At 63.6% G+C, this 21446-nt stretch carries 21 protein-coding genes; 9 read left to right on the top strand and 12 right to left on the bottom strand.

Annotated features, from left to right (window positions below; translation table 11 throughout):
- Positions 1-3: 3 nt before the first annotated feature.
- From FV139_RS12865 to FV139_RS12845, 5 genes are all read right to left on the bottom strand, one after another.
- Positions 4-873, bottom strand: coding sequence for a universal stress protein (locus tag FV139_RS12865; protein ID WP_148068857.1), 870 nt, complete (start codon positions 871-873; stop codon positions 4-6).
- Between the two features lie 21 nt (positions 874-894).
- Positions 895-1302: a hypothetical protein gene (locus FV139_RS12860; protein ID WP_148068856.1), complete on the bottom strand. Its 408-nt coding sequence runs from the start codon at positions 1300-1302 to the stop codon at positions 895-897.
- A 99-nt stretch (positions 1303-1401) separates the two neighbouring features.
- Positions 1402-2394: an AraC family transcriptional regulator gene (locus tag FV139_RS12855; protein ID WP_187276521.1), complete on the bottom strand. Its 993-nt coding sequence runs from the start codon at positions 2392-2394 to the stop codon at positions 1402-1404.
- Positions 2395-2491: 97 nt separating this feature from the next.
- A complete protein-coding gene (locus tag FV139_RS12850) occupies positions 2492-3721 on the bottom strand; it encodes a nucleoside recognition domain-containing protein (RefSeq protein ID WP_148068854.1) in 1230 nt (409 codons plus the stop codon).
- Positions 3721-4554, bottom strand: coding sequence for an alpha/beta fold hydrolase (locus FV139_RS12845; protein WP_148068853.1), 834 nt, complete (start codon positions 4552-4554; stop codon positions 3721-3723). The genes FV139_RS12850 and FV139_RS12845 overlap by 1 nt, the downstream gene beginning before the upstream one ends.
- A 226-nt stretch (positions 4555-4780) precedes the next feature.
- Between FV139_RS12845 and FV139_RS12840 the strand changes: the two genes are divergently transcribed.
- From FV139_RS12840 to FV139_RS12825, 4 genes are all read left to right on the top strand, one after another.
- Complete coding sequence (locus tag FV139_RS12840) at positions 4781-5887, top strand: S-(hydroxymethyl)glutathione dehydrogenase/class III alcohol dehydrogenase (protein ID WP_148068852.1); 1107 nt, start codon at positions 4781-4783, stop codon at positions 5885-5887.
- Between the two features lie 9 nt (positions 5888-5896).
- Positions 5897-6751 carry an S-formylglutathione hydrolase gene (gene fghA / locus FV139_RS12835; RefSeq protein WP_148068851.1) on the top strand — a complete coding sequence of 285 codons (855 nt, stop codon included), beginning with the start codon at positions 5897-5899 and terminating at the stop codon, positions 6749-6751.
- Between the two features lie 5 nt (positions 6752-6756).
- Complete coding sequence (locus tag FV139_RS12830) at positions 6757-7989, top strand: MFS transporter (protein WP_213004112.1); 1233 nt, start codon at positions 6757-6759, stop codon at positions 7987-7989.
- A gap of 95 nt (positions 7990-8084) precedes the next feature.
- On the top strand, positions 8085-8582 hold the full coding sequence (locus tag FV139_RS12825) for a nuclear transport factor 2 family protein (protein ID WP_148068850.1): 498 nt from the start codon (positions 8085-8087) through the stop codon (positions 8580-8582).
- Between the two features lie 20 nt (positions 8583-8602).
- On the opposite strand, the gene FV139_RS21310 is transcribed toward FV139_RS12825, so the two are convergent.
- From FV139_RS21310 to FV139_RS12805, 5 genes are all read right to left on the bottom strand, one after another.
- On the bottom strand, positions 8603-8734 hold the full coding sequence (locus FV139_RS21310) for a hypothetical protein (protein WP_268939941.1): 132 nt from the start codon (positions 8732-8734) through the stop codon (positions 8603-8605).
- A gap of 144 nt (positions 8735-8878) precedes the next feature.
- Positions 8879-9418 (bottom strand): PspC domain-containing protein, encoded by a 540-nt coding sequence (locus FV139_RS12820; protein ID WP_148068849.1) that lies wholly within the window; start codon positions 9416-9418, stop codon positions 8879-8881.
- A 3-nt stretch (positions 9419-9421) separates the two neighbouring features.
- Entirely contained in the window at positions 9422-9679 is a 258-nt protein-coding gene (gene pspB / locus FV139_RS12815) for an envelope stress response membrane protein PspB (protein ID WP_148068848.1), read from the bottom strand.
- Positions 9680-9780: 101 nt separating this feature from the next.
- Positions 9781-10488, bottom strand: coding sequence for a phage shock protein PspA (gene pspA, locus FV139_RS12810; protein ID WP_148068847.1), 708 nt, complete (start codon positions 10486-10488; stop codon positions 9781-9783).
- Positions 10489-10520: 32 nt separating this feature from the next.
- Positions 10521-10706 carry a hypothetical protein gene (locus FV139_RS12805; protein WP_148068846.1) on the bottom strand — a complete coding sequence of 62 codons (186 nt, stop codon included), beginning with the start codon at positions 10704-10706 and terminating at the stop codon, positions 10521-10523.
- Between the two features lie 187 nt (positions 10707-10893).
- Here FV139_RS12805 and pspF point away from each other — a divergent pair, with 187 nt between their 5' ends.
- The 5 genes from pspF to FV139_RS12780 all read left to right on the top strand — a co-directional run bounded on the left by pspF (position 10894) and on the right by FV139_RS12780 (position 17086).
- Positions 10894-11916: a phage shock protein operon transcriptional activator gene (pspF, locus tag FV139_RS12800; protein ID WP_148068845.1), complete on the top strand. Its 1023-nt coding sequence runs from the start codon at positions 10894-10896 to the stop codon at positions 11914-11916.
- Positions 11913-12746: a LuxR C-terminal-related transcriptional regulator gene (locus FV139_RS12795; RefSeq protein WP_148068844.1), complete on the top strand. Its 834-nt coding sequence runs from the start codon at positions 11913-11915 to the stop codon at positions 12744-12746. Before pspF ends, FV139_RS12795 begins: the two co-directional genes overlap by 4 nt.
- Positions 12747-12831: 85 nt before the next feature.
- Complete coding sequence (locus tag FV139_RS12790) at positions 12832-14295, top strand: NAD-dependent succinate-semialdehyde dehydrogenase (protein WP_148068843.1); 1464 nt, start codon at positions 12832-12834, stop codon at positions 14293-14295.
- 21 nt (positions 14296-14316) lie between these two features.
- The gene (locus FV139_RS12785) at positions 14317-15636 is read left to right on the top strand and encodes an aminotransferase class III-fold pyridoxal phosphate-dependent enzyme (protein ID WP_148068842.1); all 1320 of its coding nucleotides are present in this window, start codon (positions 14317-14319) and stop codon (positions 15634-15636) included.
- A 136-nt stretch (positions 15637-15772) separates the two neighbouring features.
- A complete protein-coding gene (locus FV139_RS12780) occupies positions 15773-17086 on the top strand; it encodes an NAD(P)/FAD-dependent oxidoreductase (RefSeq protein ID WP_148068841.1) in 1314 nt (437 codons plus the stop codon).
- Here FV139_RS12780 and FV139_RS12775 read toward each other — a convergent pair.
- Both FV139_RS12775 and FV139_RS12770 read right to left on the bottom strand, forming a co-directional pair.
- Positions 17073-19154, bottom strand: a complete 2082-nt coding sequence (locus FV139_RS12775) for a BCCT family transporter (protein ID WP_148068840.1) — start codon at positions 19152-19154, stop codon at positions 17073-17075. The genes FV139_RS12780 and FV139_RS12775 overlap by 14 nt on opposite strands.
- 122 nt (positions 19155-19276) lie before the next feature.
- Positions 19277-21427, bottom strand: coding sequence for a 3-hydroxyacyl-CoA dehydrogenase NAD-binding domain-containing protein (locus FV139_RS12770; protein ID WP_148068839.1), 2151 nt, complete (start codon positions 21425-21427; stop codon positions 19277-19279).
- Positions 21428-21446: the final 19 nt, after the last annotated feature.

Raw genomic sequence — 21446 nt, 5'->3', positions numbered from 1 at the left:
GCCTCAGGGTTTCAGGGCCAGCACGTCGGTGTGCAGCAGGGCGAGAACAGATTCCGCTGTATTGCCGAGCAGGCGGGCCTTCACCCCCTTGCGGCCGACAGTCCCCATCACCACCAGCTGGGCCCGCACCCGGGCGGCCTCACTGGTAATGACCTTGGCCACCGGCCCGCGCTTGACGACAAAGGCGCTGCGGGGCAAGTCGTACTCCTGGGCGAGTTCGGCAATCAGCGGCGCCATGTTCTTTTTCTGTTCCCTGACGAAGGCTGCGGGGTCGACCATATCGAGCTCAGCCAACAGGGTGGGAACCTCTACCGCACAGATCAGCTTGAGTTCGGCATCCAGCGCTTCGGCGATGTGGCGGGACTGCTCGATCACTTCCAGGTTGAGGCGCCGCTTGCCCTTGACGCGGGTGCCGAGGTCGAGGGCCGCCAGTACCGGCTTGGTGCGATGCCACTTGTCCCGGGCCACGATCAATACGGGTACCGGGCACTCGCGCAACAGCTGCCAGTCGCTGGGGGTGTGGGTCACGGATTCACTGCGGCGGCCGGTCTTGATAACACCCCAGTATTTGCCGTTGGCAACCCGGCGTTTGACCCAGCCGCTGATATCCCGCTCCCAGATCACCTTGATGCTGACCTTCTGCCCTTCCTGACGGTATTTGGCGACGCGCTCCTCGGCCTCCTTTTCGCGTTCGCTGAGCAGGCGCTGCTTGAGCTCCGCTTTGTCACTGGCGCTGAGGTCCAGCCCCTTGAGTGAAGACCAGACAAAGGCCACTACCTCAACCGAATGCCCCAGGCGACGGGCCAGTTCCATGCCGCGCGGCGTGGCGGCACAACGGTTGGTGGTATCGGCAATAACCAGGATCTTTGCCATATCGCTCCCTCGTGTTCAGATTTATTCCCCGCGGATTATAGTGATCGGCGAGGCTACCTGAGAAGGGTTAACACGATAAATACCCCGACACTGGCCGCAAACCCGCTCCCGGTTCCAGCGCCGATAGTCCGCCAGGGTGATCAGCAGGTCGAAGCCAAGGGCGGTTATCAGTAACAGCGCAAACGACCCGGTGATCTGCAGCGCGCTCACGGCGTCCTGGTGCCAGAGAAACAGCGCCGGCAGCGCCAGGCCCAGCAGGCACAGGCCGAGCAGCAACAGCAGGGAGCGCGGCGGGAAGCTGCGCGGTACTCGCTGGGTATACCAGTCGAACAGGGGTGGCAGATCCTGCTCGTGTAACAGGGCCAGGAAAAGGCTGCGGCGGGAAGCGGTGGCGCGCGAAGCGCAGAAGGGACAATGGTGATGCGACATGGTACCCGGGGCAGGAATCTGAAACGCGGGTACTGTAGCGATGTACTGAAGCCATTGGCATGGCCAGCCGCGACAGCGGCATGCCCTATTCCGCCAGACTCAGCGGCTGGCGACATCTTCCCGGTAGTCAGCCGGGGCCTGGCCGGTCCAGCGCTTGAAGGCCCGGGAGAAGGTACTGGGCTCGGAGAAGCCGAGCAGGTAGGCGGTCTCCACCACTGAGCGTCCCGGGCTGCGAAGGTATTTCTGGGCCAGTTGCAGGCGCGTGTCCTGCAGCAGGTCCATGAAACTGGTGCCCTCCTCCTTCAACTTGCGCTGCAGGGTGCGGTTGCTGACGTGCAGGGCGTCGGCAATCTGGCGCTGGCTGGGCGGTCCGTCGGGGAGCCGTTCGATGATCTTGCCCACCACCTCCCGCGAGGTGCTCGGGGAGAGGAATCCGTCGAGATAGGCCTGGCTCTGTTCGTCGTTGACCCTGGCCAGCTCCGGGTCACCGGTCACCAGCGGTTCTTCGATGTCACCCCGGGACCAGCACAGGCAGTTGACGGGTTGGTCGAAGGATACCGGCGCCGCGAACTGGTACTCCCAGGGATGGGGTTCAAGCGGGGCCGGGCGCGTCATCTGTACCGTAACCGGCGCTAGGTATTCACCCAGGGTGAGGCGACACATTCGCACAATGACAGCGAGGCCGTAGTCCACCTCGGCGGGCACGGCCGCGCCCAGCTCAGTGGTTGCTTCCGAGAACACCCTGACGGTGGTGTCGTCTTCCTCCAGGTGCAGGCGCGACGCGGTGGTCAGCAGCTGGTTGAACCGGATCATGCGCCGCAGCCCGTCGTAGACGGTATCACTCGCCAGCCAGGCCAGGCCGAGGCTGCGCAACACCTGGGGCTGCAACTGACGCGCGGCCAGCAGGCCAAAATCCTCCTCGCCAGTCACCTCCACGCAGTGCTGCAGCAGCCGCCGCCAATCGGCTTCAGCGATGCGCCATTCGGGATTGGCCACCTTTGCCGCGTCGATACCGACATCTGCGAGCAGCGAGATCGGATCCTCGCCGCGCAGGCGCAGGGCTGCCGCAACGGGCAGTATGACCGCCCCCATCAAGGAAGCACCCGCTCCTGCACCGCCGCCTGAATTGCCTGTTGTTGTCATGCCAGCTGCCAGCTACCTCGCCCGGCAGCCACTATAGCATCCGTCCCTAGGCGTAGAACCAGTACGCCACCGCAATAGCCGCACCGATACCCGCAGCGTCTGCGGCCAGGCCGCAGGCCAGGGCGTGTCGCGCGTGGCGTATCCCCACCGAACCGAAGTAGACCGCCAGTACATAGAACGTGGTTTCCGTGGACCCCTGCATGGTGGCGGCAAGCCGGCCCTGGAAGGAATCCACCCCGTAGGTATTCATGGTATCGATCATCATGGCCCGGGCACCGGAACCGGACAGTGGTTTCATCAGCCCGGTTGGCATGGCATCGACCCAGCGGGTATCCCAGCCCAGCAGGGCCACACCCTGGCGCAGCGCGTCCATGACCAGGTCGAGGGCACCGCTGGCGCGGAAGCAGCCAATGGCCACCAGCATGGCGAGCAGGTAGGGAATGATCCCTATGGCGGTTTCAAAGCCCTGGCGGGCGCCGTCGATAAAGGTGTCGTAGACATTGATTCGTTTACGGTGGGCCGCCAGTAAAAACAGGATGATAAGACCGAAGATCATCAGGTTGCTGATCAGGCTGGACTGTCTCTGCAGTTCTTCCGCGCCCAGGGTACCGAGCCAGGCCATCAGCGCCAACAGGGTGGCAAAGGCCACCCCGATGAACCCCATCACCACCCCGTCCCACAGCCTGAGCCGCTGTACCCAGGCGGTGACCAGCAACCCCGCCAGGGTGGAACAGCTGGTGGCGATGAGGATCGGCAGGAACACCGCCGCCGGGTCCTCGGCCCCCATTTGTGCCCGGTATAACAGGATGGTCACGGGAAACAGGGTGACTGCCGACGTATTGAGCACCAGGAACAGGATCTGTGCGTTGGTGGCCACGGCGGGTGCGGGATTCAGGCTCTGCAGGTCCTTCATGGCCTTGATACCCAGGGGGGTGGCCGCGTTGTCCAGCCCCAGTACATTGGCAGACAGGTTGAGCGTGATGGAGGAGATGGCCGGGTGATTGGCGGGAACTTCCGGCATCAGGCGCCGGAACAGGGGCGACAGCAGCCGCGCCAGTTTGTCGACCAGGCCGCTGGCCTCCCCGAGGGCCACCACGCCCAGCCACAGGGCCATCAATCCGATCAGGCCGATGGCCAGCTCCACCGACAGTGCCGCCATGTCGAACAGGCTGGCCACCATGCGCTGGAACACCTCGGAATCCCCGAGACCCAGCCATTGATACAGTGCACTGACAAACGCCAGCAGGAAAAACCCCAACCAGATCCGGTGCAACATCAGCCGCCCTGTCCCGCCAGGAAGCGGGTGATACGCGCCGCCGTCTGCTGCGGGTACTCCAGGGGAAACAGGTGGCCCCCGGTGCAGGACTCCAGCTCCGCCGCAGGCTGCAGCCTCGCCCACCGCCGCATCGCCGGCGGGCGCAGAATATCCGAGGTCTCGCCGCGCAACCCCAGGGTGGGCACTTGCAGGCGCATGAGCCGTGGCCATACCAGCGGCACCGAGGAATAGACCGCTGCTTCCCAGCCAGGTGACCAGGCCAGCTCGAACTCGCCGCTGCTGCCCGGCCGGGTGCCGGCGCGGATGTAGTCCCAGAGGGTTTCGTCAGTCATGCCGGAGAAGGCGCGTTTGCCACGGTGAAAGTCGAAAGCCGCCTGCTGGTCTCTGAAGCGGCTTGGACGCAGCAGGGTCTTGCGAATCATCGGCATCTTGCGCAAGCCCTTGACCGGGGTCAGGGCCAGGCCCACCGCCTCCCGGGACGGGAGAAACACCGGGTCCAGCAGGATCAGGCCGCGAAACAGCTGCGGCGCTTTCACCGCCGCCAGCATGGACACCACCGCCCCCAGGGAGTGTCCCACCATCCATACCGGCTGGTCGTAACTGCGGCCCAGGGTATCCACCAAATCGGCGGCAAACTGCCGCCAGTTGGCCCGTGCCGGCGCCGGCTGCTGAGCCGCGTCCTGCCACAGGGGCCGGTGCAGATAGCCGGACACCGTGCAGTGCCGGGTCAGGGGTTCCAGCAACTGGCGATAGGCCCCCGGCGGGTAACCGTTGGCATGAGCGAATACCAGTGGGGCCCCCCTGCCGCCAAAGGATTCCAGGCGGTCTTTCATCCGCGGGCTTTCTCCTGTCGCTGTAATCAGCCGCAAAGCCTAATCCAATGTCCGCCCATACAAAAGCTTGCGCCGCCACCCGGGATGCCGGTACTGTGCGTTTATACAGCCCGCCGCTGCGGCCGGTGTAAGCGCGGCAACGGCGTATTCGACTATAGTTAATGCCACCGGGGCCACACCACACTGACGCACATACCGTTTCCTTCGTCCCGGAAGGAGCTCCAGCATGAAAACACGCGCTGCTGTCGCCTTTGAGGCTGGCAAACCCCTGGAAGTGATCGAGGTCGACCTGGAGGGACCGCGCGCCGGTGAGGTCCTGGTCGAGGTCATGGCAACCGGCATCTGCCATACCGATGCCTTCACCCTGTCCGGTGACGACCCGGAGGGCGCCTTTCCCGCGATTCTCGGCCACGAGGGAGCCGGCATCGTCAGGGAGATCGGTCCCGGCGTAACCTCACTGAAACCCGGTGATCACGTGATTCCGCTCTACACTCCGGAATGTCGCGAGTGCAATTTCTGCCTGAACCCGAAAACCAACCTCTGCGGGGCGATCCGCGAAACCCAGGGCCGCGGCGTGATGCCGGACGGCAGCAGTCGCTTCTCCCTCGATGGCAAGCCCATCCTGCATTACATGGGCTGCTCCACCTTCTCCAATTTTACGGTGCTGCCGGAAATTGCCCTGGCCAAAGTGCGCGACGACGCGCCCTTCGACAAAATCTGCTACATCGGCTGCGGGGTTACCACCGGCATCGGCGCCGTAGTCTACCGGGCCAAAGTAGAGGCTGGCAGTAACGTGGTGGTTTTCGGCCTGGGAGGCATCGGCCTCAACGTGATTCAAGGTGCGCGAATGGTGGGCGCGTCAAAAATCATCGGTGTCGACCTGAACCCGGACAAGCGGGAACTGGCGGCAAAATTCGGCATGACCGACTTCATCAACCCGGCCGAGGTGGACAACGTGGTGGAGGCAATCCTCGACCTGACCGGTGGCGGCGCCGATTACAGTTTCGAATGTATCGGCAACGTCAACGTAATGCGCCAGGCGCTGGAATGCTGCCACAAAGGCTGGGGCGAATCCTATATCATCGGCGTCGCCGGGGCCGGCCAGGAAATCAGCACCCGCCCCTTCCAGCTGGTGACAGGCCGCTCCTGGCACGGCGTGGCCTTCGGCGGTGCCCGCGGGCGCACCGACGTGCCAACCATTGTCGACTGGTACATGGATGGCAAGATCAATATCGACGACCTGATCACGCACACCATGCCACTGGCTGAGATCAACAAGGGCTTCGATCTCATGCACGGCGGCGAGAGCATCCGCTCCGTGGTCATTTATTAAGGAGAAGTAGTGGAAGTACTCAACCGACAGCGCTGTTTTGAAGGCGAGCAACTGCGGGTTCAACACCGCTCCCAGAGCCTCGACTGCGACATGACATTTTCCCTGTACCTGCCCCCCGCGGCCCGCGGGGGCGTTGTGCCCCTGCTGTACTGGTTGTCCGGCCTGACCTGCACCGACGAAAACTTCGTCCAGAAAGCCGGGGCCCAGCGCTATGCCGCCGAGCACGGTGTGGCCATTGTCGCCCCGGATACCAGCCCCCGGGGGGAAGGCGTTGCCGATGACCCCGAAGGCGCCTGGGACTTCGGCCTCGGTGCCGGTTTCTATGTCAACGCCACCGAGTCCCCCTGGGACCGCCACTACCGGATGTACGACTACATCGTCGACGAACTGCCGGCCCTGCTGGCCGAGGAATTCCCGGTGGATGTCGAGCGCGCCTCCATCTTCGGCCACTCCATGGGTGGCCACGGCGCACTGGTGATCGCCCTGCGCAACCCCGCCAAGTTCCAGTCGGTGTCCGCCTTTGCGCCCATCGTCGCCCCGAGCCAGTGCCCCTGGGGCGAGAAGGCACTGGGCCAGTATCTCGGCCCCGACCGCGAAAACTGGAAAAACTACGACAGCTGCGCCCTGATCGAAGCCGGCGCCCTGCAGTTGCCGATGCTGGTGGACCAGGGCGACGCCGACGACTTCCTGGAGGAACAGTTGCGCACCGGGTTGCTGGAGCAGGCCTGCGCCGACACCGGCTACGAGGCCACCATCCGATACCAGAGCGGTTACGACCACAGCTACTTTTTTATCAGCAGTTTTGTGGGCAGCCATATCGCCTTCCATGCCCGGGCGCTGGAACACTCCCTGGCTGAAGACTGACGGGAGTGGGTCCACCCTCGCCCTCCGGCCTGCGGCCGGCCGCCTTCCTGCTGCTGATGGTGCTGGTGGCGCTGAACCTGCGCCCCGCCCTCTCCTCTGTGTCGCCGCTGCTGGCCCGGCTGCAGGCCGACCTGGCCCTGTCACCGGCGGCGGTCGGCGCGCTCACCACGGTGCCCGTACTGTGCCTTGGCCTGTTCGCGCCGCTGGCACCGCGCCTGTCCCATCGCCTGGGGATCGAACGCGCCCTGTCCTTCGCCCTGTTGTTGCTGGGGTCCGCGCTGCTTCTGCGCGCCCAGCACCAGCTATTTAGCCTGTTTGCGGGGACTATTCTGGCCGGCGCAGCCATCGGCATCGGGGGCACCCTGTTGCCGGTGCTGGTGAAACGGGAAATGCCGGAACGGGCGGACCTGCTGACCGGGGTCTACACCATGGCGCTGTGCCTGGGCGGCGCCCTGGGCGCCGGCCTCAGTGTGCCCCTGGCCGGGTTGCTGGGAGGCTGGGCACCTTCGATTGCGTTCTGGGCCCTGCCTGCCGCCATTGCCCTGATCGCCTGGCGGGGCCTGGTGGCTCACCTCTGGCCGCAGCACACAGCGGACAGGCCCCGCGAGCGACACCCCGGCCTGAGCCGCAACGCTCTGGCCTGGCAGGTCACCGTACTCATGGGCACCCAGTCTTCCATTGCCTACATCGTCTTTGGCTGGCTGCCGGTACTGCTGCTGCAGCGCGGTATCGGCGAGGCGACGGCGGGGCTGATGCTGGGCTTCTCGGTGCTCACCCAACTGGTATCCGCTTTGGCGGCGCCCTGGCTCGGCCGGCTGGGACGCGACCAGCGCCCGGCCCTGGTGGGCCTGCTGTCGCTGGCCGCGGTCGGGTTTGCCCTGGCCATGCTGGGGCCCGCCAGCCTGGTGTGGCCCGCCATGGTTTTGCTGGGCCTGGGCCTCGGCGGAACCTTCAGCCTGGCCCTGACCCTGCTGGTGCTGCGCAGCGCCACGCCCGCCATCGCCGGCCAGCTCTCGGGCATGGCCCAGGGCATGGGCTATTGCATCGCCGCCCTGGGGCCCTTCGCCGTCGGGCTGCTACTGGACTGGAAAGTCGGACTGGCCGGCATCACCGTGCTGGTGCTGGCGATCCTTGCGGTGGCCATGGCGTCCGCCATTCTCGCGGGACGCCGCCTGCAATTGCGGGTGGATGAGAGCAGTGGGGAGATCACCACCGCGCCGCCGGAGTACTGCAGATAAGCCCGGTGCCAGCTCAGCCTCTTGAACCGTGACAGTCGAGCCCGTCGACGCGATGACCTACAGTGTGTTCCCGCGACAAGACCGGAGAAGGCACCATGTCCGAGCTCGACACACTGAAAACCGAAATCCGCCAACTGCAGGATCGCCAGGCCATCCTGGAATTGAAGCACCGCTATCTCGACGCCTGCGATGCCAAGCAGCCCGCCGAGGTCCTGGCGTGCTTTGCCGCCGGTGAAATCGACATCGACTTCGGCCACATCGGCCGCTTCCAGCGCCGCGAGGATTTTGTTGCCGTGTTCGAGGAACTGGGTTGCCACGACCACATCGTGGACATGCACCACGCCCAGAACCCCGTCATCCACCTGACCGGGGCCGACACGGCCGAGGGCCGGGTGGGACTGCACTTCCACAGCCTCAACACCCGGGACAAGACCGCTTTCAAACTGGCCGGCCAATACCGCGACGAATACCGTCGCATCGACGGCCAGTGGCAGATCAGCCGCAGCCACTTCCGCCCGCACTGGGTGGAGATGCGCGATTTCTCCGGTGCCGCGGACGTGGTGACCTACGCCGGCAACTGCATGCCGGGGTGAGCGCTGCGCACAGCGCGTCATCAGTAACACACCAGCTTCAGGCTGAGGTCCACCCAGCACCAGGCAACGTGCCAGTGCTCGTTGCCCGGCAGGTAAGCCAGCGCCCAGGCGGGCAGGTCCAGCGTCACTGCGATGTTTATCCCTACCAGCATTCCCCATTCTCCCGGGGGAGCTCCCTTTGCCAGGTTTTTTTGGGCAAACTCCCGCCCTGCCCCTGAATCGCGGGGCGGAGTTGCACTGTTTATGGGTCTATTTTTGGGTCTGTTGCGAAAGCGGCGCCTTGCTGGCGCCGCGTATCAGAGTCGGGAAAACTCCCGGTTGAGTTCGTACTGCCGCGAAGTCACATAGGACTCCATGTCCTCGACCCGCTTGAGGGCGGCATCGAGCCGGTCCCGCGCGCGCTGCAGGCGCTCGCTGCTGGGCTCCGAGTACTGGAAGACCTTGCGCGGGCGGTAATGCTGGTAGCGCTCGTCGTACTCCATCTCCAGCTCCGGATCATCGGATGGGTCATCGGCAAAGGCCGCCCCTTCGCCGAAACGCCGGTCCGGGCGCGGCGCCAGTAACAACCAGGCGCCGAGGTAAACCCACAGGGCCAGGGTACCGGTAAACAGGAAGGCCCCTACCCAGAGCAGCCGGACCACCCAGTGGGCGACATCCCAGTGATCTGCGAGCCCCGCGGCCACGCCCGCAACCTTGCCCTCTCGGGTATTGCGGTAGAGGTTCATGCCCCAGCCACTGCGCTTGCGCGAACGGATGGTGCGGTGGCAGCGGCGGGTCTCCTCGCGGAAGTCGCTGTACCCTTTATGCCGATAGTGCCTGCGGTGACGTCGTGTCATGGCTTACTCCTTGTGCCGCGAATCGCGGTCTGTCTGCGCCCGCCAGTCCGGATGCTCCGCATCCAGGATCGACTCCAGCGCAATGATCCTGTCGGTCAGTTTGTCGACCGTCTCCAGCATGTGCTCCACCGACTCGCGATCATCCTCGCTCAGCCCGCGGCTGGAGCGATTAACACTGCGGTAATGCATGATGAGCCAGAGCGGCGCCACGATCACCAGAAACAGGATCGTGGGGACAAACATGAAGTTCCAAAATTCCATTTGCTGATTCCCTGGACAGCGTGGCACTCAGGCCATGCTGCCATTGTCGAGTGGGTTCGCCAAGCGTCGTGCCGGCGGCCGGCAGTGTCCCGCTGGCCACCTTACTCAGGCTGGCCGCTGCGGGGAGTGGCTTGCGGCTCACTGCCACCGCCAAGCTCGGTTTTCAGGCGCTGCAGTTCATCGTTGATCCGCTCGTCCTCTGCCAGGGCGTCAATTTCAGCAGCCAGGTCCGGCGGTACATCGCGGCCGATGTCCATGGACTCGAGCTGGCTCTCCAGGTTGTCCATCCGCCGCTCGAAGTGCTCGAAACGGGTGAAGGCATCATCCAGGGCCTCGCGCTGCATCTGGCGCTTGACCTTGATCCGCGACTCCACGGTCTGGCTGCGCATGAGCATGGCTTTCTGCCGCGCCTTGGCATCGCTAAGCTTCTGCTGCAACTGGGCGACCTCTTCTCCCAGATGGGCAATGTGCTCATCCAGGGCCTTGAGTTCGGCTTCCACTGTGGCCAGTTCGTCGAGAATGGCGTGCTTCTCCTGCAGCGCGGCACGGGCCAGGTCCTCGCGGCCCTTGGAAATGGCCAGCTTGGCCTTGGCCTCCCAGGTGTCGGCCTCGGCCTGCACCTGCTCCAGGCGCCGCGCCGCCGCCTTGCGATCGGCCAGCACCCGGGCCGAGGAGCTGCGCACCTCCACCAGGGTGTCTTCCATCTCCTGGATGATCAGCCGGATCATCTTTTGCGGGTCCTCGGCAGAATCCAGCAGCGAGTTGAGGTTGGAGTTGATGATGTCGGTCATGCGGGAAAATATACCCATGGTCGTGCTCCTTGCTTGTGTTCGTTCAGTCGTCAAATCCGGGTTTCGAAATCGGCTCGGCGGCGCAGGGGCCGGCCCAGCCAATAGATGGCTTCCACCACCATGCTCATCTGCACCAGGGTCCAGAAGGCGGCCTGCCAGCCGGCCATGGCACCGGTGAGGGCGCCAGCCAACAGCAATGCGATATACACAAGGCGTCTTTCCTGAATTGAATTCACGCTTCCTGCTCCTGGCGAATCTGCTGTTGGTATTACAGAATCCGTGCCAAAATCCTATTTACCTGTTATTTATCAATAAGTTACTAGGTTTTTATCGATAGCTTGCGAGGATTTCTCTACTCAATTTTGGTGTTTCTGACCTTATTAGAGGTATATTTAACCTCTATATTTGGCTATATATACCCATATGAGAACGCCTGACAGTATCATCGGTGACTCCGCTGCCCTCGCCGCAGCGCTGGAACAGGTCTCCAGGCTGGCCACGGTGAACCGGCCGGTGCTGGTGCTGGGGGAACGCGGCACCGGCAAGGAGCTCGCTGCCGAGCGCCTGCACTACCTCTCCCCCCGCTGGGACGCTCCCCTGGTCAAGGTCAACTGCGCCGCCATGGCCGAGTCGCTACTGGAGTCGGAACTGTTCGGCCACGAAGCCGGGGCCTTTACCGGAGCCACCCGCGCCCACCGCGGCCGCTTCGAGCGAGCCGACGGCGGCACCCTGTTTCTCGACGAGGTCGGCACCATGTCGCCGCGCCTGCAGGAGAAGCTCCTGCGGCTGGTTGAGTACGGAGAATTCGAGCGCCTCGGGGGGCACGACACCCTGCGCGTCGATGTGCGAGTGGTCGCGGCCACCCACGCCGACCTGCGCCAGATGGCGGCCGCCGGGGAATTTCGTCACGACCTGCTGGACCGACTGAGCTTTGATGTGGTCCACCTGCCCGCCCTGCGCCAGCGCACTGAGGATATCCCCCTGCTGGCGGATCACTTCGCCGTACAGATGTCGGCCGAACTGGGCTGGGAACTGTTCGCCGGCTTCACCGAAACTGCGCTGGAGGCCCTGCAGGCCCACCGCTGGCCGGGCAACATCCGCGAACTCAAGAACGCGGTGGAGCGCTCCCTGCACCGCTGGGAGGACGCCGCGGAACCGGTGGCCAATATTGTCATCGACCCCTTTGTTTCACCCTTTGCCGACGCCCTCGAGGTATTGCCGTCGTCAGAGGGGCCCGGAGAGCCTCAGCCCCCCGCCGGGCCGGCGCGGGATTTCGCCACCCGGCTGGCCGAAATAGAAAAGCAACTGCTGGAGGAAGCGCTGGCGGAAAACGGGCATAATCAGCGCCGTACCGCCGACGCCCTCGGTCTCAGCTACGACCAGTTGCGCGGCATGGTACGCAAACACGGACTGGGAGGCCGGCGCAGGGGTCGTAAAGCAACATGAGTGAGTTGACCGACGAATCACCTGAACAAGCCCTGCCAAGGGTGATCGACGCGCTGAACAGCGACAGCTTTTGTGTTGCCCTGCTGGACTACATCGCCAGCGTGGCCCACTTCGACAGCGGGGTAATCATGGCCTACCCCGACGACGGCGAACTGCGGGTGGTGCACAACGCCCTGCACGCCGGCGACCAACCCGGCTTCGGCGGCCCCTACCGCGATGGCCTGTGGCTGCTGTCCCCGTTGTACCTCAGTGCCAAGGCCGGGGTCCGGGGCTATTTTCATATCCTCGACATCGCCCCCGACAATTTCCGCGACAGCGAATACTATGCGCTGTATTACAGCTCCAACGGGGTGGTCGATCACTGCGGCTTCCTGCTGGAGACCGGCGACGGCACCCCGCTGGCAATCTCCCTTGAACGCACGCCCGCCTACACCCGTTTCCGGGCTGCCGAACGACGGCAGCTGGCCGCCATTGCCGCCACGCTGGCGGCCCTGGCGCGCCGGCACTGGCCGGCGGGTCCAGACACCGGCACCAGCGGCGATGGTGGACTGCACCGACAGGTCGAGGCGGTGCTGGAAGCCTTCGGCAGCAGCCGTCTCACCCCGCGCGAGCGCCAGGTCGTGCAGTGGGTGCTGCGCGGCCACCCCTCCAAGGTCGTTGCCCGCGAGCTGGGCATCAGTGCCCAGACCGAGCAGGTACACCGCAAGAACATCTACCAGAAACTGGGCCTGTCGTCTCACAACGAGTTGTTTTCGCTGTTCTTCGACGCCCTGGCACAACCCTTTCGCCCCGGCGAGGATCCCCTCGCCGGGCGCTATCCACCTACCTGACTTCAGGTATGGCGACGCCCCCTGCCGCTCACTATGCTAGGTTGTCAGGTGAAACCGACACGTTGGACACAGAAAAGGATTGACCATGAACCTGTCACTGCAAGACCCGAGCCTCCTGAAAACCCGTGCCTACATCGACGGCGCCTGGGTTGATGCCGACGACGGCGCCAGCTTCGCCGTCTACAACCCCGCCACCGGCGAAGAGATTGCCCAGGTGGCCAAGGTTGGCCAGGCCGAGACCGCCCGCGCCATCGCCGCAGCGGAACGGGCCATGCAGTCCTGGAAAGCCCTGCCCGCCAAATCGCGCTCCCAGGTGCTGCGCAAGTGGTTCGACCTGATGATGGCCCACCAGGAAGACCTCGCGATCATCATGACCGCCGAGCAGGGCAAGGTTCTGGCGGAATCCCGCGGTGAAGTGGCCTACGGCGCGGCCTTTGTCGAATGGTTCGGCGAGGAAGCCAAGCGCATCGACGGCGATGTCATCCCCGGCCCCGGTGCCGACCGCCGTATCGTCTGTATCAAGCAGCCCGTGGGTGTGGTCGCGGCCATCACCCCCTGGAACTTCCCCAACGCGATGATCGCGCGCAAGGCGGCCCCGGCGCTGGCGGCAGGCTGCAGCATCGTCATCAAACCCGCCACTGAAACTCCCCTGTCGGCCTTCGCCATGGCGGAGCTGGCGGAACGCGCCGGTGTACCTGCAGGCGTACTGAACGTGGTGGCCGGTTCCTCTTCCGCCATCGGCGGCGAACTGACTGCCAACCCCATCGTGCGCAAGCTGACCTTCACCGGCTCCACCCCGGTGGGCAAGATGCTGGAAGCCCAGTGTGCCGACACCATGAAAAAGACCTCGATGGAGCTCGGCGGCAACGCTCCCTTTATCGTGTTCGACGACGCCGACCTCGACGCGGCCGTCAACGGTGCACTGATATCCAAGTACCGGAACGCCGGCCAGACCTGCGTCTGCTCCAACCGCATGTTCGTGCAGGACAGCATCTATGACGCCTTCGTCGAGAAGCTGGTGAAGGCCACCGCGGAACTCACCGTGGGTGATGGCCTCAAGGACGGCATCGCCGTCGGCCCGCTGGTGAACACCAAGGCGGTAGCGGATGTGGACGGGTTGGTGCAGGCCTCGATAGCCTCCGGCGCCAAAGTTGCCCTGGGTGGCGGCGCCCATGAACTCGGCGGCTGTTTTTACCAGCCGACCATCCTCACGGAAGTGACCTCGGAGATGGCCGTATTCCGCAACGAGATCTTCGGCCCGGTGGCCCCGGTGGTGCGCTTCTCCACCGAGGAGGAAGTCATCGCCATGGCCAACGACACCGAGTTCGGGCTGGCCTCCTACTTTTACACCCGCGATATCGGCCGGGTGTGGCGGGTCGCCGAGGCCCTGGACTACGGCATTGTCGGCATCAACGAGGGCATCATTTCCAACGAGATGGCCCCCTTCGGCGGCGTCAAGGAATCCGGCAGTGGCCGCGAGGGTTCCAAGTACGGCATCGACGACTACGTGGAAATCAAATACATGCTGATGGGCGGCCTGGACCGCTGATCAGCTCGCACAGGAGTTATCATGACTGACCTCAATCTCGAACACTGGTGGCAGCCCTTCACCAACGTCAGGGCCTTCCAGAAAAACCCCCGGATCTTCACCCGCGCCGAGGGCAGCTTCCTGTTCCGCGAGGACGGCGGCGATGTCCTGGATATTACCGCCGGCCTGTGGTGCTGCAATATCGGTCACGCCCGCAAGGAAGTCGCGGACGCCGTGCACGCCCAGCTGATGGAGCTGGACTATGCGCCGCCCTTCCAGTTCGGCACCCCGCCGGCTTTCCAGTTCGCCAGCCGGCTGATGGAACACACGCCAGAGGGCATCAACCGCATCTTCTTCACCAACTCCGGCTCCGAGGCGGTGGACACGGCGTTGAAGATCGCGCACCTGTACCAGTTCGCCCGGGGCAAGGGCAGCAAGACACGCTTCATCTCCCGTGAACAGGGCTACCATGGCGTCAACGTGGGCGGCACCTCCATGCAGGGACTGCCGACCAACCGTCACGGGTTCCCGGTCCTCAACGAAGTGGACTTCCTGCCGGGCATGCTGGACATCAGCCGCAACGCCTTCAGCCGCGGCTGCCCGGAACACGGTACCGAGCGTATGGCGGAAGCCTTCGAGCACATCGTCGCCCTGCGCGGTGCCGACAGCATCTGCGCGGTGATCATCGAGCCGATTTCCGGCGCCGGCGGCATGGTACCCCCGCCCAGGGGCTACCTGCAGAAGGTGCGCGAGCTGTGCGACAAGCACGACATCCTGCTGATTTTCGACGAGGTCATCACCGGCTTCGGCCGCACCGGCTCTGCCTTTGCCGCCACCGAGTTCGGCGTCACCCCGGACATCATGACCAGCGCCAAGGCCATCAACGGCGGCACGGTACCCATGGGCGGCGTGTTCGTGAAGGATTCCATCCAGCAGACTATTTTCGACCACACCCCGGAAACGGTGCCGGAGTTCTTCCACGGCAATACCTACGCCGGCACCCCGGTGGCCGCGGCCGCGGGCCTGGCAGCCCTGGATATCTACGAGTCCGAGGGCCTGTTCACCTGCGCCAGCGGCGCCAAGGGTGAGCACTGGGCCAACACCCTGCACGCCATGAAAGACCTGCCCAGCGTGATCGATATCCGCAACTACGGCCTGCTGGGTGCGGTGAGCTTCGACCCGGGCGAGGCGCCGGCCAAATCCCTGGGGCCGAAGATTCACCAGCGCTGCTACGAGAACGGCCTGCTGTGCCGGGCGGTGGGTGACCACATGGTGATGTCACCGCCGCTCTCGATCACCGAGTCCGAGATTGGCCTGTTCGCCGAGCGTTTCCGCAAGAGCGTGCTGGAAGTTCTCGGCTAGGTCCTCGGCCAGGGCCAGCGGTAATCTTTCACAGGGGCGCCATACGGCGCCCCTTTTTTGTGTCGGGCCACTGGTGTCCCCTTTCACGGTGCGTATACTGCGCCAGCGAATCCCCCCACTATGCAAGAGGTAGACCTTGACGCATATCGTAATCGTCGGCGGCGGTGTCGGCGGATTGGAACTGGCCACGGCCCTGGGCAGAAAACTCGGACGCAAGGGCACAGCCGAAGTCACCCTGATCGATCGCAATCACACCCACATCTGGAAACCGCTGCTACACGAAGTGGCCTCCGGCTCCCTCGACGCGGAACTGGACGCCGTCAACTACCGGGTGCACGCCCACCGTAACGGTTTCCACTTTGAACTCGGCACACTCTGTGGCGTAGACCGGTCCCACAAGCGCATCCAGTTGGCCCCGCTGGTCGATGACACCGGCGACGAGATCCTCCCGCACCGGGAAAAGGCCTACGATTACCTGGTGCTCGCGGTGGGCAGCGTCTCCAACGACTTCAATGTCGAGGGCGTCAGCCAGCACTGCATCTTCCTCGACAGCCCCGGGCAGGCCCAGGTGTTCCACCAACGGCTGGTGGATCGCTTTATCCGCCTCGACCAGGAGCTGGAGTCAGGCCAGGTGGACCGCAAACTGCGTATCGCCATCGTCGGCGGTGGCGCTACCGGCGTCGAGCTCTCCGCCGAGCTGTTCAAGGCCCGGGAGTGGTTTTCCACCTATGGCCTGAAAACCATTACCCCGAATCACCTGGAAGTGTCCCTCATCGAAGCCGGCCCGCGCCTGCTGCCGGCGCTGAACGAGCGCATCTCCGCCGGCGCTCACCGGGAACTGCTCAAGCTCGGAGTGAAAGTGCGGGTAGCGACGGCGGTGGTCTCCGCCAGCAAGGAGGGGCTGACCACCAAAGAAGGTGAGCTGATCCGCGCCGACCTGATGGTCTGGGCCGCGGGCGTCAAGGCACCGGGTTACCTCGCCGGCATCGAGGGTGTCGAAACCAATCGCATGGGCCAGTTGCTGGTGGAACCCACCCTGCAACTTAAAGGGGACCCGGACATCTATGCGCTCGGCGATTGCGCCGGCTTCGGCATGACCGGCCCCGATGGCGAGCAGCGCTGGGTACCACCCCGGGCCCAGTCGGCACACCAGATGGCCGCCTGCATCGCCAGCAACCTGCGCCGGCGCCTGAAGGACAAACCCCAGCAGCCCTTCCAGTACAAGGACATGGGCTCGCTGGTGTCACTGAGTGAATACTCGGCGTTTGGCCGCCTGATGGGGGGTCTGGCCCGCGGCGGCATCAGCCTCGAGGGCAAGGTCGCCCGCCTGGCCTACGTGTCACTCTACCGCATGCACCAGGCGGCGATACACGGCTGGCCGCGGGCCATGCTGCTGGCCTTCACCGACAAGATCAATCACTTCATCCGGCCGCGCTTCAAGCTGCATTGATCCGGCCGGGTTTTTCCTCGACGGGGGGTTCAGGGGGCGTGACCAGCATGTCGTCATGGGCCTCCATCCGCCAGGGCAGAACCGCCGGCGAAATGTGCAGGAAGTGCAGGTGTTTCTCGAACTGGTCGAGGATATCGGTGATGATGTCCTGCTGGTCGAAGCCGTAAACGTCATAGGACTGGCCACCCCGGCGCAGGAACACTTCGGCACGGTAGTAATGTTTCTGCTCGCCATCGCGGGCAGGCATTTCGGGGTAAGCGAAATCCGGAAGCAGATGCTCGAGCAGGCGAATTTCGTAGATGAAATCGACGTACTCGTCCTTGAGTACTTCAAGGAACACCCGGTGGTGTTCTTCATCCTTGTGAACCTGCGCCTGCCAGCCCTCCTTGATCAACTCCCGCTCGACCCGGTGCATGGCCTTGTAGACCGTGGTATCCATGAAGGCCTGCACCTGTTGCCACCCGGGAAATGTCACCAGGCTGTGCAGCCGGTTCCGCCACAGACTACGGCCATTGGTGCCGGAAAGGCGCTGCTGGACATCGGTCTGCAGACTGCGATGGTGATGCCCCTCGATGACCAGCGCCCGCCACATGCCGAATGCGGCGATGATCATGATCACGCTGAACGGCAATGCACTGACGATGGTCATGGTTTGCAGGGCACTCAGGCCACCGGCCAGCAACAGGGTCGAGGCCACGATGCCCTCCACCGAGGCCCAGAAAACGCGCTGCCAGACCGGCGTCTCCAGTGCCCCACCGGAGGCCAGGGAATCGATCACCAGCGAACCGGAATCCGATGACGTCACAAAGAACGTGACGATCAGAAGCACTGTGAGGAACGACAGGATCGAGGTGAGCGGCAGGATTTCATACAGCTTGAACAGGGCGATCGCCTGATTGTTCTGAACCTCCCCGATCAGGGTAGCGTAGCCCTCGTTCATGATCTCGTTGAGCGCGGTGCCGCCAAAGATGGAAAACCACAGGAAAGTAAAGATCGAGGGCACCAGCATCACCCCGAGGACGAACTCCCGGATCGTTCTGCCGCGGCTGATTTTGGCGATGAACAGGCCGACAAACGGCGCCCAGGCAATGGTCCAGCCGAAGATGAACAGGGTCCAGTTACCGATCCAGTCGCTGCGCGTGTACGCCTGCAGGTTAAAGGTCCGTTCCACGATATGGTTGAGGTAGCTGCCGGTGTTCTGCAGGAAGGTTTCCAGGATGTGGATGGACGGGCCGGCGAAAAACACAAAGGTCATCAGGGAAATGGCCAGCAGCATGTTGATGATCGAAAGCCGCTTCACACCCTTGTCCATACCCGCCACCACCGAAAAGATCGCAAGACAGGTGATCAGCACAATGCTTGTGATCTGCACCGTATGACTGATCGGCACCTCGGGCCACAGGTAGTGCAGGCCGGTATTGATCTGGGTGACCGAGAGACCGAGGGTGGTGGCGATGCCGAACATGGTACCGAGAATCGCGAACACGTCGACGGCGTGACCGATGCCGCCGTAAATACGGTCACCGATCAGCGGGTAGAGCGCAGAACGGATCGACAGCGGCAGACCGTGACGAAAGGCAAAGTAAGCCAGCACCAGGCCCACCAGGCCGTAAATGGCCCAGATGTGAAAGCCCCAGTGGAAGAATGCGATCTGCATGGCCTGGCGGGCGGAGTCGAGGGATTCCGGCGCGCCCTGGGGTGGCGCGGCATAGTGCAGCACCGGCTCGGCAACGCCGAAGAACAGCAGGGCAATGCCGTAACCGGCGGAAAACAGCATCGCAAACCAGGCGGGAAAACTGTACTGGGGATCCGCGTGGTCGGGGCCCAGCTTGATGTGCCCCCAGCGGGTCATGGCCACGCCGACAATAAACACCAGGAAAAACGCCACCGACAACATGTAGAACCAGCCGAAGGTGGTGGTGATATAGGCCAGGGTACGCGCGAAGGCATCGCCGGCGAGATCAGGATTGCTGATCGTTCCGATGACCAGCAGGACGATGACTACAACAGCGGGGATGAAGACGGGAATGAGGACGGTAGAGGTGTTGCGGTTTTCCTTGGCTGGCATGAATCTCCCCATGGCCTGACACATTTCGCCAACAGCCTAACATTTGTGGGGTTTGTTTTCAGGCACATGCCACAACGAAAAAGGCCCGGCGATCACCGGGCCTTTTCAGGAGCATGGAGAAGTCAGGCGAATTGCTCGCCTGACGCTGCCTTCTCCACCGCAATGGCCGGCGGCTCAAAGCGCTCGCCGTACTGGGCAGCCAGTTCACGGCAACGATCGACGAAGTTCTGCACGCCGTAGGTGTTGACGAACTGGATGAAGCCGCCGGTCCAGGTCGGCGCACCGATACCCATGATGGAGCCGATATTGCCGTCATCCACCGTGCGCAGAACGCCTTCCTGCAGGCACTTGAGTGACTCGATCACCTGACGGAACAGCATACGGTCCTTCATATCCTGCTCCGGCAGGCTCACGTCTGCGTTGTAGTACAGGTCGAACAGGCCGGGCCAGATATCCTTGGATCCGTCTTCGGCATACTCATAGAAACCGCCGCCATGGTAACGGCCTCCACGACCGTGTTCCTCGACCATGGTCGCCACGACCTCGCGGGTAATGGCCGCGTCAGAGTGCGCGTCTTCCACGCCCATTTCCTTCCAGGTCTGCTGGGCCTTGCGAGTCAGTTCGAGGCTGACCTCGTCATAGACCGCCAGCGGACCTACGGGCATGCCAACTGCCTTGCCCAGGGAATCGATCTGGACCGGGTGGCAGCCCTCTTTCAGCATGCGCACACCCTCGTCGAGGTAGGTGCCGAAAGTACGGGAGGTGAAGAAGCCCAGGGAGTCGTTGACCACGATCGGCGTCTTGCGGATCTGCTTGGCGTAGTCGAAAGCGCGGGCGAGGGTCTCGTCCGAGGTCTTCTCGCCGCAGATGATTTCGATCAGCGGCATCTTGTCCACGGGTGAGAAGAAGTGGATACCGATAAAGTTCTCGGGCTTGCTGCTCGCTTCCGCCAACTGGGTGATGGGCAGGGTTGAGGTGTTGGAGCCCCATACACCGTTTTCCGCCAGGAAACTCTCGGTTTCCTTGGTGATCTTGTGCTTCAGTTCGATATTCTCGAACACCGCTTCGATGATCAGGTCACAGCCTTGCAGGTCGGCATTGTCAGCGGTTGGCTTGATCAGGTCCAGGATGTCGGCCTTCTGCTCCTCTGACATCTTGCCCTTGCTGACCCGCTTGGCCAGCAGACCTTCGGTATAAGCCTTGCCTTTCTCCGCCGCTTCCGCGGAGATGTCTTTCAGCACCACCTCGATACCGGCCATGGCAGAGGAGTAGGCAATGCCCTGCCCCATCATCCCGGCACCCAGAATGCCGACCTTTTTGACCTTCTGCGGCTCGACACCTGCAGGGCGGCTGGCGCCACCGTTCAGCCGGTTCATTCCGAAGAAGAAGGTGGAGATCATGTTCTTCGCCACCGGCGTGGTCACGAGGTAGGTAAGACCCCGGGACTCGACGCGCAGCGCAGTGTCAAAGTCCACCCGGGTTGCAGTAACAGCGCAGTCCAGGATTTCTTCCGGCGCGGGCAGCAGGCCACGGGTTTTCTGGCGCAGCATCGGGGGCGCCATGGTGATCAGCTGGGCCACCGCGGGATGGTTGGCATTGCCACCGGGAATCTTGAAACCCTTGCGGTCCCAGGGTTGAACCGCCGCGTCGGGGTTGTCTTTCTGGGACAGGATCCAGGCCTTGGCTGCCGGCACCAGCTCCTCGCGAGTCGCCACCAGTTCGTCCACCAGACCCTGCTCTTTGGCATCGGCCGCCTTCACCCGGGTCCCCTCCAACAGGTAGGGCAGCGCGGTCTGCAGGCCCAGCATATTGGTCATGCGGACCACACCGCCACCGCCGGGCAACAGGCCCAGGGTGACTTCCGGCAGGCCCACGATGACACCCTTGTCATCCCAGGCGACACGGTGGTTACAGCACAGGCAGATTTCATAGCCACCGCCCAGGGCAGCGCCGTTGATGGCCGCAACCACCGGCACCGGCAGTTTCTCGAGACGGCGCAGTTGGGGCTTGGTGTGAACTTCCAGCTCCTCGAAGAAAGCCGCTTCCTCGCCCTTGGGGGTCGCCAGCAGGTCGTACAGGTTGCCGCCGGCAAAGAACACTTTTTTGGCGGAGGCCAGCACCACACCGGTGAGACCCTCTTCGCTTTCCAGCTTTTCCAGGGTTTCCCCCATCGCCACGCGGTACTCTTCGTTCATGGAATTGACCGGGCCGGTCATGTCCATGGTGACCGTTACGATACCGTCGGCGTCTTTTTCGTACTTGAATACACTCATTGTCTTGAACCTCTGTCTG

The sequence above is a fragment of the Parahaliea maris genome (genome assembly GCF_008064665.1).
Taxonomy (GTDB): Bacteria; Pseudomonadota; Gammaproteobacteria; order Pseudomonadales; family Halieaceae; genus Parahaliea; species Parahaliea maris.
Note: the sequence above shows the minus strand (reverse complement) of the source record. Positions and strands in the feature narration are given on the sequence as shown.